Source organism: Bradyrhizobium huanghuaihaiense (assembly GCF_007830635.1).
In the GTDB taxonomy this organism is placed as follows: Bacteria; Pseudomonadota; Alphaproteobacteria; order Rhizobiales; family Xanthobacteraceae; genus Bradyrhizobium; species Bradyrhizobium huanghuaihaiense.
Window position 1 is genome coordinate 150,202 of the sequence record NZ_VLLA01000015.1, and the last position, 14,816, is coordinate 165,017.

The 14,816-nt window shown below is 65.6% G+C and carries 15 protein-coding genes; 10 read left to right on the forward strand and 5 right to left on the reverse strand.

Annotation, left to right across the window (positions count from 1 at the left end; translation table 11 throughout):
* Positions 1–15 precede the first annotated feature (15 nt).
* On the reverse strand, positions 16–189 hold the full coding sequence (locus tag IQ16_RS27300) for a DUF1328 domain-containing protein (RefSeq protein ID WP_008556598.1): 174 nt from the start codon (positions 187–189) through the stop codon (positions 16–18).
* A gap of 231 nt (positions 190–420) precedes the next feature.
* On the opposite strand from IQ16_RS27300, the gene IQ16_RS27305 reads away from it, so the two are divergent.
* The 8 genes from IQ16_RS27305 to IQ16_RS27340 all read left to right on the forward strand — a co-directional run bounded on the left by IQ16_RS27305 (position 421) and on the right by IQ16_RS27340 (position 8,599).
* Complete coding sequence (locus IQ16_RS27305) at positions 421–3,018, forward strand: ATP-dependent helicase (protein WP_018640894.1); 2,598 nt, start codon at positions 421–423, stop codon at positions 3,016–3,018.
* Positions 3,019–3,026: 8 nt separating this feature from the next.
* Complete coding sequence (locus tag IQ16_RS27310) at positions 3,027–3,314, forward strand: type II toxin-antitoxin system HicB family antitoxin (RefSeq protein ID WP_018640895.1); 288 nt, start codon at positions 3,027–3,029, stop codon at positions 3,312–3,314.
* An 88-nt stretch (positions 3,315–3,402) separates the two neighbouring features.
* Positions 3,403–3,819, forward strand: a complete 417-nt coding sequence (locus IQ16_RS27315; RefSeq protein ID WP_018640896.1) for a hypothetical protein — start codon at positions 3,403–3,405, stop codon at positions 3,817–3,819.
* Positions 3,819–4,490: an OmpA family protein gene (locus IQ16_RS27320; protein ID WP_018640897.1), complete on the forward strand. Its 672-nt coding sequence runs from the start codon at positions 3,819–3,821 to the stop codon at positions 4,488–4,490. Before IQ16_RS27315 ends, IQ16_RS27320 begins: the two co-directional genes overlap by 1 nt.
* A gap of 173 nt (positions 4,491–4,663) precedes the next feature.
* Positions 4,664–5,182, forward strand: coding sequence for an Mpo1 family 2-hydroxy fatty acid dioxygenase (locus IQ16_RS27325; protein WP_018640898.1), 519 nt, complete (start codon positions 4,664–4,666; stop codon positions 5,180–5,182).
* 29 nt (positions 5,183–5,211) lie between these two features.
* Positions 5,212–6,243, forward strand: coding sequence for an NAD-dependent epimerase/dehydratase family protein (locus tag IQ16_RS27330; RefSeq protein ID WP_018640899.1), 1,032 nt, complete (start codon positions 5,212–5,214; stop codon positions 6,241–6,243).
* Between the two features lie 27 nt (positions 6,244–6,270).
* A complete protein-coding gene (locus IQ16_RS27335) occupies positions 6,271–6,897 on the forward strand; it encodes a methyltransferase family protein (protein WP_018640900.1) in 627 nt (208 codons plus the stop codon).
* Positions 6,898–7,294: 397 nt separating this feature from the next.
* Positions 7,295–8,599: a PQQ-dependent sugar dehydrogenase gene (locus IQ16_RS27340; protein ID WP_018640901.1), complete on the forward strand. Its 1,305-nt coding sequence runs from the start codon at positions 7,295–7,297 to the stop codon at positions 8,597–8,599.
* Positions 8,600–8,861: 262 nt separating this feature from the next.
* On the opposite strand, the gene IQ16_RS27345 is transcribed toward IQ16_RS27340, so the two are convergent.
* Both IQ16_RS27345 and IQ16_RS27350 read right to left on the reverse strand, forming a co-directional pair.
* Positions 8,862–9,686, reverse strand: coding sequence for an aspartate dehydrogenase (locus IQ16_RS27345; protein WP_018640902.1), 825 nt, complete (start codon positions 9,684–9,686; stop codon positions 8,862–8,864).
* Between the two features lie 36 nt (positions 9,687–9,722).
* Complete coding sequence (locus IQ16_RS27350; RefSeq protein ID WP_018640903.1) at positions 9,723–10,640, reverse strand: LysR family transcriptional regulator; 918 nt, start codon at positions 10,638–10,640, stop codon at positions 9,723–9,725.
* A 155-nt stretch (positions 10,641–10,795) separates the two neighbouring features.
* Between IQ16_RS27350 and IQ16_RS27355 the strand changes: the two genes are divergently transcribed.
* Positions 10,796–12,094, forward strand: a complete 1,299-nt coding sequence (locus tag IQ16_RS27355) for an MFS transporter (protein ID WP_018640904.1) — start codon at positions 10,796–10,798, stop codon at positions 12,092–12,094.
* Positions 12,095–12,115: 21 nt separating this feature from the next.
* A complete protein-coding gene (locus IQ16_RS27360) occupies positions 12,116–13,189 on the forward strand; it encodes a tartrate dehydrogenase (RefSeq protein WP_145831851.1) in 1,074 nt (357 codons plus the stop codon).
* Positions 13,190–13,225: 36 nt separating this feature from the next.
* Here the strand turns inward: IQ16_RS27360 and IQ16_RS27365 are convergent, their stop codons facing one another.
* The gene (locus IQ16_RS27365) at positions 13,226–14,104 is read right to left on the reverse strand and encodes a tetratricopeptide repeat protein (RefSeq protein WP_018640906.1); all 879 of its coding nucleotides are present in this window, start codon (positions 14,102–14,104) and stop codon (positions 13,226–13,228) included.
* A gap of 12 nt (positions 14,105–14,116) precedes the next feature.
* The gene (locus IQ16_RS27370) at positions 14,117–14,740 is read right to left on the reverse strand and encodes a FecR family protein (protein WP_244635862.1); all 624 of its coding nucleotides are present in this window, start codon (positions 14,738–14,740) and stop codon (positions 14,117–14,119) included.
* Between the last annotated feature and the right edge of the window lie 76 nt (positions 14,741–14,816).

Below are 14,816 nucleotides of genomic sequence, written 5' to 3' on the forward strand. Positions count from 1 at the left end.
GCATGATCCGGCGCGCTATATCCTGTTGCGGCCGCGCGCCAAGCCGACCACGGCCGAGACCAGGAACAGGACGACCGCGATGAAGAAGATGATCTTGGCGATCTCGATCGAGGCGCCGGCGATGCCGCCGAAGCCCAGGATGCCGGCGATCAGTGCGATAACCAGAAACGTCACAACCCAGCCTAGCATGGTCAAACCCTCGTCTTGATGTCTCTCGGCACGGCTGGCCGCGCCACCTGCCCAGACAATCTCGACGCGGGAACGAGGTTCCGGGACGCATAACGGCGAAATTCGCACCTCGCGCAGGAACAAATCGGCCGGCCGCGTACGTGGAAAACCTCGCACCGGCGCCCCATATAGGCACCAATCCCTGTTAAGAAGGCTCCCTCCCGTCACCCCGCGGTGCCATCGTGGGGCCAAATGATTCGCATGACCGAGCCGAGCAAGATCACCAGCGTACCCGACCACCAGCCCGCAGCCGGCGGCATCGCCGCGCGCGCGCGCGCCTCGGTGGGCCCGAAATATTTGTCCGGGCTCAATCCGGAGCAGCGCGAGGCGGTGGAGACGCTGGACGGCCCGGTCCTGGTGCTGGCCGGCGCCGGCACCGGCAAGACGCGCGTGCTGACCACGCGCATCGCCCATATCCTGAGCCAGGGCCGCGCCCGCCCCGCCGAGATCCTGTCGGTGACCTTCACCAACAAGGCCGCGCGCGAGATGAAGCACCGGCTCGGCCAGATGCTCGGCCACGCCGTGGAAGGCATGCCGTGGCTCGGCACATTCCACTCCATCGGCGGCCGCATCCTGCGTTTTCATGCCGAGCTGGCGCAGCTCAAATCCAACTTCACCGTGCTCGACGTCGACGACCAGGTGCGGCTGCTCAAGCAGCTGCTCCAGGCCGAGAACATCGACGACAAGCGCTGGCCGGCGCGCATGCTGGCCGGCCTGATCGACGGCTGGAAGAACCGCGGGCTGATGCCCTCGCAGGTGCCCTCGGGCGAAGCCGCGATGTTCGCCAACGGCAAGGGCGGCAAGCTCTATGCGAGCTATCAGGAGCGGCTGAAGATCTTGAACGCGGCCGATTTCGGCGATCTCCTGCTGGAGAACATCCGCATCTTCCGCGAGCACCCGGATATCCTCAGGCAGTATCAGCAGCGCTTCAAGTTCATCCTGGTCGACGAGTACCAGGATACGAACGTCGCGCAATATCTGTGGCTGCGGCTGCTGTCGCAGGCGCCGTCTTCGGCCAAAGCCGTCATTCCGGAGCGCGTCGACGACGCGAACTACGACGCGCAATTGCGCGTCGGAGAATCCGGAGATGAGTCCTCAGCTCGAGATTCCGGGTCTGCGCCTTCGGCGCATCCCGGAATGACGGTGGCTGCTGCAGCCCCCACCAAAAACATCTGCTGCGTCGGCGACGACGACCAGTCGATCTATGGCTGGCGCGGCGCCGAGGTCGACAACATCCTGCGCTTCGAGCACGATTTTCCGGGCGCCAAGGTGATCCGCCTCGAGCGCAACTACCGCTCGACCGGCCACATCCTCGCCGCCGCCTCGCACCTGATCGCGCACAATGAGGGCCGGCTCGGCAAGACGCTGCGCACCGAGGACGTCGAAGGCGAGAAGGTCACCGTCACGGGCTCCTGGGATTCGGAAGAGGAAGCCCGCGGCATCGGCGAGGAGATCGAGCAGATCCAGCGCCAGGGCGAGAAGCTCAACGAGATCGCCATTCTCGTGCGCGCCTCCTACCAGATGCGCGAGTTCGAAGACCGTTTCGTCACCCTCGGCCTGCCCTATCGCGTCATCGGCGGTCCGCGCTTCTACGAGCGCGCCGAAATCCGCGACGCGCTGGCCTATTTGCGCGTCATCAATTCGCCGGCCGACGATCTCGCCTTCGAACGCATCATCAATACGCCGAAGCGCGGCCTCGGCGATGCCACCGTGCAGATGCTGCACGACCACGCCCGCAAGCGCCGCATTCCCCTGTTCGAGGCGGCGCGCGCCGTGGTCGAGACCGACGAGCTGAAGCCGAAGGCGCGTGGGTCACTTCGCGACCTCGTCGCCCAGTTCGACCGCTGGCGCACCCAGCGCGAGGTCACCGCGCACACTGATCTGGCCCAGATCGTGCTCGACGAGAGCGGCTACACCGAGATGTGGCAGAAGGACCGCTCGGCGGACGCCGCAGGCCGGCTGGAGAACCTGAAAGAGCTCGTGCGCTCGATGGAGGAGTTCGAGAACCTGCAAGGCTTCCTGGAGCACATCTCGCTGGTGATGGACCGCGACGGTGGCGCTGAGGAGGATGCGGTGTCGCTGATGACGCTGCATTCGGCCAAGGGCCTCGAATTCGACAACGTGTTCCTGCCCGGCTGGGAGGAAGGCCTGTTCCCGAGCCAGCGCACGCTGGACGAACAGGGCCGCGCGGGCCTCGAGGAAGAGCGCCGGCTCGGCCATGTCGGCCTGACCCGCGCGCGCCGCCGCGCCATGATCTATTTCGCGACCAACCGGCGCATCCATGGCACCTGGTCGACCACGATCCCCTCGCGCTTCCTCGACGAACTGCCGGCGGCCAATGTCGAGATCACGGAATCCAAGGGCGGCTCGGCCTGGGGCGGCACCGGCGGCTACGGCGCCTCGCGCTTCGACGACATGGAAGCGTTCGGCTCCAGCTACACGACGCCGGGCTGGCAGCGGGCGCAAGCCAACCGTAACCGCGGCGGTGGCCGCAATAGCGGCGGCAGAAGCGGCGGCTTCGAGGAAGAAGCCGCGACGTTCTCATCGTCCTCGTCATCCGGACCGGATTTCGGCAGCTTCTCCTCGCGCCGCCGCGGTCCCCTGACCATCGAGGGCGAGCTGGTCGCCAAATCCACAGGAACGACCTCGGAATTTTCGCTCGAAGACCGCGTCTTCCACCAGAAATTCGGCTACGGCCGCGTCACCAAGATCGACGGCAACAAGCTCACCATCGCCTTCGACAAGGCCGGCGAGAAGAAGGTCGTGGACAGCTTTGTGCAGCGGGCGTGAGGCCCGGTATGGCCCACTACGTCGCCATCATCGAGGACGCCGGCCCGGACGAGGCCGTCAGCCTGTGGTTTCCGGACCTGCCCGGCTGCATCTCGGGCGGCGACGATGTGGATGAGGCCCTCGAGAATGCACCCGAGGCGCTCGGGTTCTATGCGCAGGACCTGATCGAGGACGGCCGCCAGCTTCCCCCGCCGAGGACGCTGGAGGAGCTCAAGGCTGATCCTGCTGTTGCCGACGACCTCAGGAACCACACGGCCGTCCTGATCGAATGGCCGCCCCTCGCCGATCCCGAGTGAGGACTGTTCGCCGCACTTGCCGGACTCTCGACAGTTCTCCCCCGAACAGCCCTTGACCACCGCGAACTTCCCCGTATCAGATAAACCCATGGTCCGGGGCTCCATCACATTGATCGTGCTGGCATTGGTTATGCCGTCGCTTGCGGCGGCGGAAACCATGAGCTTTGGCGATTCGATCGGGAAGCTGGCGGCGAGCTGCGGCGCGGAAATCGTCGCCAATTGCCGCGGCGTCAATCCGGACTCGACCCGGCTGAAGGAGTGCCTGTCGCGCAACCGCGACGTGCTCTCGCCGCAGTGCCAGAGCGACTATCTCGGCGTCTTCGACGCCATCCAGAAGCGCGTCGCCGCGCGCGTCACCGTGGCGAACGCCTGCCAGCGCGAGATCGTCAAGGTCTGCGGCGGCTCGACCAAGGAGACCAGCAAGTCGATCCCCTGCCTGGTCTCGACGCCCAAGGGCATCAGCAACAACTGCCTGAAGGCCGTCGACGACGCGGGGTATCGCTGATGCGTGCCAAGGGGTTTTCCAGCGTCGGACTATGCGTCGCGCTCGGTCTCGTCTTGCTTGCGGGCGCCGCAAGCGCACAGACGGCGGCGCCGACCCGCGACGACATCGTCGGCAAGCTGAACCATTACGAAGAGGCCGGCGAGGTCGATCTCCCCGCCTTGAAGCAGCAGGTGATGGAGCGCGCCAAGGCCAGGATCAAGAACGATCCGGGTCCGGTGAACCGGCCGCCGATCGCGCCCGATCTCGCCAAGCTGTCCGCCTTCAACGCGCAGATCCAGTTCGATGCCGACACGCCGATCATCCAGCCGGCGTCCTACCAGACCGTCGGCCGCATCGCGGACGCGCTGGTTCACTCCTCGCTGCTGCCCTACACCTTCCTGATCGTCGGCCACGTCGAATCCAATTCGAAGACGCGCGAGGCCAACGCGATCCTGAGCCAGCGTCGCGCCGACGCGATCCGCGACGTGCTGGTGAACACGTTCAAGATCTCGACCAAACGACTGCATCCGATCGGGCTCGGCGAGGAGCAGTTTCTCGACCGGGCCAAGCCGACCTCGGCCGTCAACGGCCAGTTGCAAATCCTGACCTATGCGAAGGTGCCCGAGGACGCCCCCGCGCATCCGGCTGCGGCACCTGCGCCTGCGGCGAAAAAGCCCGCCAAGAAGCGGTAAGCAGACGCTCCCAGGCGTCCGACGGAACCCTTTGAAGTCCTGATCGTTTTGTGATCTGTCGCACAGCGCGACGGTATGGTCTTGCGCGACAATAGTGCCGGTTTGTGCACTGCTCTATCAGGTGCTATAGGCTCTGTTCGTCCTTCCCCGACCCCGTTCTGCATGAGACCAAGATGGGTGGCTTTTTTCAACGCCAACTTGCCGTTTATGTCGAGTACCATCGCGATCCCCGGAACACGGCGATGCATGTGGTGGGCATCCTCCTGCTGTTCACCGGCGCGGTGATGCCGCTGACGCTGGTGAAGGTCCCGCTGTTCGGGTCCGAGGTCAGCCTGGCGGTGATCCTGGCCCTGCCGGTCCTGATCTATTGGCTGCTGCTCGATCTGGCGCTCGGGGCCGGCATTCTGGCGGTCTCCATCGTGCTGTTCTCGATCGCGTCGACCATTGCGGCGCAAGTCAGCACCGTGACGATGTGGGCGATTTTTGCCGCCCTGGTCGCGCTCGGCTTCGCCGCGCAGGCCATCGGCCACAAGGTTTTTGAGGGGCGCGAGGCCTCGTTGTTCACGTTTCCCTCGCATCTTTTGCTGGGACCGATGTTTGTCATGGCAAAATTATTCATTGCACTGGGCTTCCGTCGCGACCTTGCCGCGATTCTGGCGCCTCTTCCGACCAATTCCCTTTCAACCCGATAGCTCCAGAAGCGAAACAGCAAACCTTCTTCATGGCTCTCGTACTGGTTACCGGTGGCAGCGGTTTCATCGGACATCATCTCGTAGAAGCGCTCCGCGCCCGTGGGCAGCGGGTGCGTGTTCTCGATGTCCAGCCGGCGGCCGCCGCCAACGCCGACGTCGACTACGTTCATGGCTCGGTGCTGGATAGCGCCGCGGTCGATACCGCGCTGTCCGGCGTCGATCAGGTCTATCACCTCGCCGGCCTGCCCGGCATGTGGGTCGCGAACAAGCAGGACTTTCACGACGTGAATTGCCGTGGCACCGAGGTCGTGCTGGCGGCCGCGATGAAGCACGGCGTGTCGCGCTTCCTGCACTGCTCGACGGAATCGATCCTGTTCCCCTATACCGACCTCAAAGGCGCTCCGGCCGAAGAGGCGCTGCAGCCGGCCGAGGCGATGCCGGGCGCCTATACACGGTCGAAGTCGCTCGCCGAGCATCATGCCGCCAAGGCCGCGGCCGAGGGCTTTCCGCTGGTGATCGGCACGCCGACCATGCCGATCGGCGCCGCCGACCACAATCTGACGCCGCCGACGGCGATGCTCTGGTACTTCCTGCAGAAGAAGGTGCAGCCGCATCTCAACTTCCTGGTCAATCTGGTCGACGTCCGCGACGTCGCCATGGGCCTCGTGCTGACCATGGAGCGCGGCCGCATCGGCCAGCGCTACATCCTCGGCGGCGACTGCGTGCCGCTGGGCAACATCCTGCGGATGATGTCGGCGATGAGCGGCCGCCGCCAGTTCCCGGTCGTCGTGCCCGGCAAGATCGCCGAGCTCTCCGGCATCATGCTCGAATATTTGTCCGACAACTTCACGCGCCGGCCTCCCAACGGCACCGCCGAGGGCGTGCGCATCGCGCTTGCCGCGAGCGATCTTTCGATCGGCAAGGCCCGTAACGAGCTCGGCTATTCGCCGCGCCCGATCGAGCCGGTCCTGCGCGAAACCATCACCCATCTGCTCGCCCGCAACGGCCAGCGGCCTTCCGGCGCCATCGAGCATCACGCGCTGTCCTCGCGCGCGGGCTGAAGCCGCCGCCTAACGCAAAGAACCTTCATGTCCTTCGATTTCAGCAAGCTTCTTTCTGTCGCCTGGGGTGGCTGGACCACGACCTGGCCGACCGAACTCCTGGCCCTGATCTGGCTCGCCTTTCTCCTCAGCTGGATCGGCGCCTCGTTCTGGCAGGGACGGACCAAGAAGCAGGTCATGACGTTGGAGTCGCAGCGCTACAGCCTGCCGATCCTGGTCGGCGGCATCCTGTACACGCCGTGGGTTGCGGAGCTCCTGGGCTGGAAGCCGCTCTGGGTGCCCGGCAACACCGGCGTCACCGTCGCCGCGATCCTCTCGATCGCCGGCATCGCCTTCGCCTGGTGGGGTCGGCTGCATCTCGGAAAGTTCTGGTCCAACACCATCACCCACAAGGAAGACCATCGCGTCATCGACACCGGCCCCTACGGCATCGTGCGTCACCCGATCTACACGGGGTTGATCTTCGGCATGCTCGTCACCGGCATCGCGATCGGCCTGGTCACGACGATCCTCGGCGCGATCCTGATCTCGCTCGGCATGTGGCAGAAGGGTCGGATGGAAGAGGTGTTTCTGTCGAAGGAGCTCGGCGAGGACGCCTACGGCGCCTATTGCCGCCGCGTGCCGATGATCATTCCGTTCACCTCGCCGCGGTGAGCGTGTAGCAGCGCTCGTAGCCCGCATGAGCGCAGCGACATGCGGGACCAGTCGCCCCGGATATCGCTTCGCTCATCCGGGCTACGGCAGTCTCTATACGGCTACGCAGCGTTGCTGCTAATCCCGTCATCCCCGCGCAATGGCGAAGCCATTGTCGCTGGATGACGGTGATGGAGCTTGCCATGCAAATTCGGCTTGCTGCCATTTGCGCCATAAACGGCCCGAAGCGGGCCCACATAGGTTGACCTTTTTACCGCCAGCCAGTTGGATGCGCGCGCAACGAGGCACGACGACATTCTATCGTGGATCTGGAGAGGTCGACGATCAGGCCTGAGCCCGCGCGGGGTTTTGGGCGATCCGCCGTGGACGGTGCCTCAGAGTTCGACAGGGGCTTCTCATGACCTTTTCCAGCATCTTCGCGCAGTTCGTTGCCCTCCTCGGCGGCATCGCGCTGCAATGGCGCAAGCTCTCGGGCACCGAGCCGCCGCCCGCCTGGGGCCAGACGCCCGCCATTCCCGAAGCCAAGCCGCAGGGCGCGATCCCGACGCTGAAAATGCCGACCGCGCGCGGCTGGAACGAGGGCCAGAAGCCGACCGTCGCGCCCGGGCTCAAGGTCAATGCGTTCGCAACCGGCCTCGACCATCCGCGCTGGATCGAGGTGCTGCCCAACGGCGACGTCCTGATTGCGGAGGCAACCCAGATCGCAGGTGCTCCGCGCAGCGTGTTTCACTACGCGATGCAGGCGACGATGCGGCGCGCCGCCGCGCTCGGCGTCTCCGCCAACCGCATCACGCTCTTGCGCGACCAGGACGGTGACGGCGTCGCCGAAGTGCGCGGCGCCTTCATGGAGAATCTCAACCAGCCGTTCGGCATGGCGCTGGTCGGCGACACTTTCTACGTCGGCAACACCGACGGCGTGATGGCCTTCCCTTACATCGCCAATGCCGACCGCATCACTGCGCCGGGCAAGCGGCTGACCACCTTCAAGCCGGCCGGGCACTGGACGCGCAGCCTGCTCGCGAGCCCCGACGGCAAGAAGCTCTATGCCGGCGTCGGCTCGCTCAGCAACATCGCAGAGATGGGCATGGAGGTCGAGCAAGGCCGCGCCGCGGTCTACGAGCTCGATCTCGCCGCCGGCACGCATCGCATTTTTGGCGCGGGCTTGCGCAACCCGGTCGGTCTTGCCTGGGAGCCGAACACAGGCGTGCTCTGGACCGTCGTCAACGAGCGCGACGGGCTGGGCGATGAGACGCCGCCCGACTATCTCACCTCGGTGCGCGACGGCGGCTTCTACGGCTGGCCCTATTGCTACTGGGGCAAGACGGTCGACGACCGCGTGCCGCAGGATCCGGCGATGGTCGCCAAGGCGATTCAACCGGACTATGCACTGGGCGGCCACACCGCCTCGCTCGGCCTGTGCTGGATGCCCGCGGGCACCCTGCCCGGCTTCGGAGACGGCATGGTGATCGGCCAGCATGGCTCGTGGAATCGCAGCAAGCTGTCCGGCTACAAGCTGGTGTTCATCCCGTTTGAGAACGGAAGGCCCTCCGGCCCCGGTCGCGACATCCTGTCGGGCTTCCTGTCGGCGGACGAGAAGGAATCCTACGGCCGTCCGGTGGGCGTCGTGATCGGCCCCGACAAGAAGTCGCTGCTGATGGCCGACGACGTCGGCAACGTGATCTGGCGCGTGACGGGCGCGTGAGACGAAATATGTGGAGATAGGCGCCACGGCGATCGCATATTCGTTCCGTCATCCCCGCGCGAGCGCATAGCGCTCGTCGCTGGAGGTGCGAAACACGGGGCGCAACGCGCCACGTGGGGAGCCTCGAAGGATGAACGGCCGCGATGCAGCCGGGCCGTCGTCCTTCGAGGCTTGCTCTGCGGCGCATCTGCGCCGCAAAGCAAGCGCCTCAGGATGACGGTGATAGAGCGCACCGCCGTCTGGGCTAGTTAAGCTTCAACCGTCACGTCCCCACACACAACGTGGCGCGCTGCTTGCGCAGCAGCGCGATCACGGACAGTGCGGTGATCAATCCGGTCTTGGGATTCTCGGACGGGATGTTCTCGATCGACATCGAGAAGCGCGCCGAATCCGCCTCGACCTCGACGCGATGAACGTTGCGCGTCACGGTCGGGTCGGCCCAAACCTGCATCTGGGTGCGATCGGGGCCGATGCCCGCCAGCGACAGCGCGACGGCGACGTTGACGTTCGCCGGAAAGCCCTTCGCCGCCTCGCGCGCGCTGCCCTCGAACAGTTTCAGCGGCTCGCGCAGATTGTCGATGTCGATGTTGTTCTGGACAATGAAGGGCGCGCCCTTCAGTCCGTCGATCGGCTTGCGCGTCACCATCTTCACCGAATGGATGGTGCCGATCGCGGCGGCGTTGACGGCATCGAGGCCGATCAGCGCGCCGGTCGGCACGATGATGCGGCCGCCATTGGCGCGGGCGAGATCGACCAGATCGAAATTGTCGAGCAGCCCGCCGATGCTGACCACGACCGCGGCCCTGCCGCGCTTCACCGCGGGCTCGACGATCGCACGCAGCTGGCTGCTCGGCGCGCATTCGACCACGATGTCGGCGGCGTCGCCGAGCTGGTCGAGCGGCAGGATTTTCGGCGAGCGGCGCAGGCCGTTGATGAAGGCCTGATGCTTGGCGGGGTCGCGCACCGCCACGGCCGAGAGCGACAGGCCCTCGATGCCCTGATCGAGCGCGGCCGCAACCTTGGTGCCGATCGAGCCCAGGCCCGCGATGGCCACCCGCAATTCGCTCGAAGCCTTCTGATCCGTCATCGCATCACCTTCTGTCCAGGCCGATGTCATAGCCTCTCAAGCCTCCCGCGCATAGCTGCGCAGGCGCGCCTCCAGCACGGCCAGCATGGCATCGCGGGCCGGATCGCGCGAGCCGCGCAGCCAGGCGGCGGCGAGCGGTAGGCGGCCGACCGGGCCGCCCTGCTTCGGCCGAAGCGGCACGAAGCGCACGCCTGAGACCGCCATCCGCGTGGTCCAGCGCGGCACAATGGCAACCCCGAGCTTCGTTGCCACCAGATGGATGATGGTCTGCTTTTCGTCGGCGACCTGCACGATGCGCGGCGTGAGGCCGGCCTGCTCGAACAGTTTTATCGTGAGGTCGTGGCTGTGCGGCCGCGAGCGGCGGTCCGGCACCAGCATCGCCTCGTCGGCGATCTGCGCCAGCGTGATCGACTTTCGCTCGGCCAGCGCATGCCGCTGCGGGAACGCCACGATGGCGGTCTCCTGGAGCAGGTCGCGGAATTCGAGACGCTTGTCCGCACTGTCGGGCGGGCGGACGAAGGCGAGATCGAGCGCGCCGGTCAAAATCTTTGGCAGCAGCCGGACCGTCTTGTCCTCGAGCAGCTGCACCGCGATGTCGGGATGCTTGTCGCGGAAGTCGCGCAGCAGCGGCGGCAGGAGCCCGGCCGCCGCGCTGTCGATGGCGCCGATCCGCAGCCGCCGCGCGGCTCCCGCACGCGAGCGATTGCGAAGGTTGTTCTCGACCGCCTCGACCTTGGCGAGGATGGCGCGGGCATCGCGCAGCAGCGTGGTGCCATCCTCGGTGAGCGAGACCGCGCGCGTGGTTCGCGCAAACAGCCGTGTGCCGAGATCCTCCTCAAGCAGCCTGATCTGGCGGCCGAGCGCGGAGGGCAGCATCTGGAGCTGCTGCGCCGCATGGCCGAAATGCAGCTGCTCGGCTGCCGCCACGAAGCATCGAAGCTGATGCAATTCCATTCCGGATCCTCTCGTCTCGCCTGGCGAGGATTATATCATTTTTTTGTATAAACTAGCGCCGATTGAGTCCCTCTCCTTCCCCCGCCTAGGCTTGTTGCAGGCAGGGCCCCTCGGGTCCGCCGACACAACAACAAGCCGGAACCGAGGAGGCCAGGGTGGCGAGCGAGATTCAGACGCGCGTGCTGCGCAAGATCACTTGGCGCATCGTTCCCTTCATCATGCTGCTGTACTTCGTCGCCTTCATCGACCGCGTCAATATCGGCTTCGCCTCGCTGACGATGAACAAGGACATCGGCCTGTCGCCGGCGGTCTACGGCTTCGGCGCCGGCATCTTCTTCTGGGGCTATTTCCTGTTCGAGGTGCCCTCCAACATCATCCTGCACAAGATCGGCGCGCGGATCTGGATCGCGCGGGTGATGATCACCTGGGGCCTGGTCTCGGCCGCGATGGCCTTCGTGCAAGGGCCGACCAGCTTCTACATCCTGCGCTTCCTGCTCGGCGTTGCGGAGGCCGGCTTCTTTCCCGGCATCATCCTCTACCTCTCCTACTGGTTCCCGGCGCGGCAGCGCGCCGCGGTGACCGCGCTGTTCATGGCGGCGGCGCCGCTCTCGACGGTGCTGGGCTCGCCGATCTCGGGCGCGCTGCTAGAGATGGACGGACTGCTCGGCTTTAGGGGTTGGCAATGGCTGTTCGTGCTGGAGGCGCTGCCGGCCCTGCTGCTCGGCTTCGTCGTGCTCGGCTTCCTCACCGACCGCCCCGAGAAGGCGAAATGGCTCACTGATGACGAGCGGCGCTGGCTGGTCGAGACCATGAACGTGGAAACCACCAGCAAGGCCGCGACCGCGAGCCACAGCATCTGGCGGGGCCTCGCCGATCCGCGCGTGCTGGCGCTGTCGCTGATCTATTTCGGCACCTCGGCCGGCCTCTACACGCTCGGCGTCTGGGCGCCGCAGATCATCAAGCAGTTCGGCCTGTCCTCGCTCCAGGTCGGCTTCCTCAATGCGCTGCCGGCGACCGCCGCCGTCGTCGCCATGATCCTGTGGGCGCGGCATTCGGACCGCACCGGCGAGCGCACCTGGCACGTCGTCTGGGCCTGCCTGATAGCGGCTGCGGGCCTTGCCTATGCAGGCCTGGCGGCGGGCGTAGTTGCCGTGCTGGTCGCGCTGACGCTCGTGAATATCGGCATCTCCTCCGCAAAACCTCCGCTGTGGAGCATGCCGACGCTGTTCCTGTCCGGCCCCGCGGCCGCGGCGGGAATCGCCACCATCAACTCCATCGGCAATCTCGGCGGCTTCGTCGGCCCCGCCATGATCGGCTGGATCAAGGACCAGACCGGCAGCTTTGTCGGCGGTCTCTATTTCGTCAGCGGCCTGCTCGTTCTCTCCGCCGTCCTGACCCTGCTATTGTCGCGCGCGAAAACCGCGCCCGTCGAACCCGTCCCGCAATCCCACTGATATCTCAAACGGAGCCTTCCCATGCGCACCCATTCGATTGCAGCCATTCCCGCCGACGGCATCGGCCCCGAGGTGATATCGGCCGGCGTCCGCGTGCTGGAGGCTCTGGCAAAACGCAGCGGCGATCTCGCCTTCAACGTCAAGACGTTCGATTGGGGCTCCGACTATTACAAGAAGCACGGCGTGATGATGCCGGCGGACGGCCTCACTGAGCTGAAGAAGTTCGACGCGATCTACTTCGGCGCGGTCGGCGCGCCTGATGTCCCCGACCACATCACGCTGTGGGGCCTGCGCCTGCCGATCTGCCAGGGCTTTGACCAATACGCCAATGTGCGGCCGACCAAGATTTTGCCCGGCGTCGCCTCGCCGCTGCGCAATGTCGGCGTCGGCGATCTCGACTGGGTGATCGTGCGCGAGAACTCGGAAGGCGAATATGCCGGCATGGGCGGCCGCGCCCACAAGGACCTGCCTGAGGAGGTCGGCACCGAGGTTGCTGTCTTCACCCGCGTCGGCGTCACCCGCATCATGCGCTATGCATTCCAGCTCGCGCAGTCGCGTCCGCGCAGATTCCTGACCGTCGTGACCAAGTCGAACGCGCAGCGCCATGGCATGGTGATGTGGGACGAGATCGCAGCCGAGGTCGCCGGCGAATTCCCCGACGTGACCTGGGACAAGATGCTGGTCGACGCCATGACGGTGCGGATGACGCTGCATCCGAAGAGCCTCGACACCATCGTCGCCACCAACCTGCACGCCGACATCCTCTCCGATCTCGCCGGCGCGCTGGCCGGCAGCCTCGGCGTCGCGCCGACCGGCAATATCGATCCGCAGCGCCGCTTCCCCTCGATGTTCGAGCCGATCCACGGCTCGGCCTTCGACATCACCGGCAAGGGCATCGCCAATCCGGTCGCGACGTTCTGGACCGGCGCGCAGATGCTCGAGCATCTCGGCGAGAAGGATGCGGCCAGCCGATTGATGGCAGCAGTCGAGCGCGTCTGCGCGGCCGGCGTGCTGACACCCGACGTCGGGGGCAAGGCGACGACGAAGGACGTGACCGATGCCGTGATCGACGCAATCCACGGCTCGAACGTCTAGTTGGCCAACGCGAGTTTCGGCCGGCCGATCGCGACGTCACCGCACGCCGTAGCGGGCGAACGCGTCGGCGATCTTGAGGTCGATGAGCTTTGCCGCCGAGACGTCACGATCGCCGCCGGCGTTGTCGCCCTGCCTGAGCCTGGCAAGTCCGCGTCCATAGAGCGCGCTTGCCAGGTTTGGCGCCAGCCGCAGCGCGGAATCGTAGTCGTCGATGGCCGCGGCGAACTGCCCCATCTTCAGATGGATCAGCGCGCGTGAATCGTATGTCGCGGCATCGTTGGATACCGACTGAATCACCTTATCGCAATCGTCGAGCCCGGCCTGCAGGTCGCCGATGATCGCTCGCGTCCAGCAGCGTCCGCTCCGCGCCCACGTCAAGTTCGGATCGAGGCGAATGGCCTCGTCGAAATCCCGCGCGGCCCGATCATACTGGTTCAGCTTCAGGTGGGCTTCGGCGCGGTTGGCGAAGGCGTTGCCATAGGCCGGGTTGAGCCTGATCGCCTCGTCGAAGGACTTGACCGCGTCCTCATATGCTCCCTTCCTCAAATAGGCGACGCCGCGATTATTGACCGGCTTGACATAGCCTTTGGCGAGCTCGATCGCCCGATCGAAATCGCTGATCGCGCGGTCGTACTCCGCCGCGGCGGCATAGGCGTTGCCGCGATTGTTGTAAGCCAGAGCCAGCGCCTCCGGCTTGGCATCGCCCGAACTGATGAGCGCCGTACAGCCGGCGATCCGAACCTGGGCCGGAATGCTGTCCGTACCGTTGCACTGCGCAATGCTCTGGAGATGACTTTTCTTCTGCGGCTGCTGCGCGACCGCGGACGAGGGCTGCTGCGCGACCGCGGACGAGCCGATCGACAGCAGCACGAGAACGGGCGCTACGCTGTCGATAATGGCAGCCCTGATCGTCATGTCCGTGCCGCTTCAGCATCCTCTGCAGATGTTCAGCCTGGGACCACCGCTCCCCTGCTCGGGCGCCGCAGCAGTCACGCGCTTCTTCACCAATTTGCTCTTGCCCTCTTCGATGAGGGTCGAGAACCTGACCGCGCCGTCATCCGCGACTTCGATATGCGGCGTGGTGCCCCGGATCCCCATCGTTGCAACGGGCGTATCGACTTTCATATCGCCGCTCTTCGCGATCTGGCCTGCAACAAAGGTCGCCGTTCCCTTGGCCAGATTGAAGAACGTTGCGTTGGACTTGCCCTCCGGCTCGTACACGTACTCGTCCAGGGTCATGCGCGCGTTGCTCGACAGATTGAACGACGAGCCGTCGCTGAAATTGATGCTGACCCGGCTGTCCGCCCCGGTTCGCACGACGTCGCGCAGATACACGACATCGCCGACCTTGGTTTGCGCAGCCGGATCGCCGAGCTTCGCCTGAACGACGACCGCACCTGCATGCTCGATCGAGACCGAGCCTGCAACGGCGACGACCTTGCCGATGGGTTTCGGCACAACGTCCTCGGGGCCGCGTGTCGCGGGATTGACTTGAGCCTGCGCTGGCGCAGCGAGAACGCTCGCCGATGCCCAAATGAAGCCAGTGACCAAAACTGCAATCGTATGCCTGCACATGACCCGCCCTTTCCGAGAAGATCTGCATGGCGCTTGATGGGAGCTATGTGAG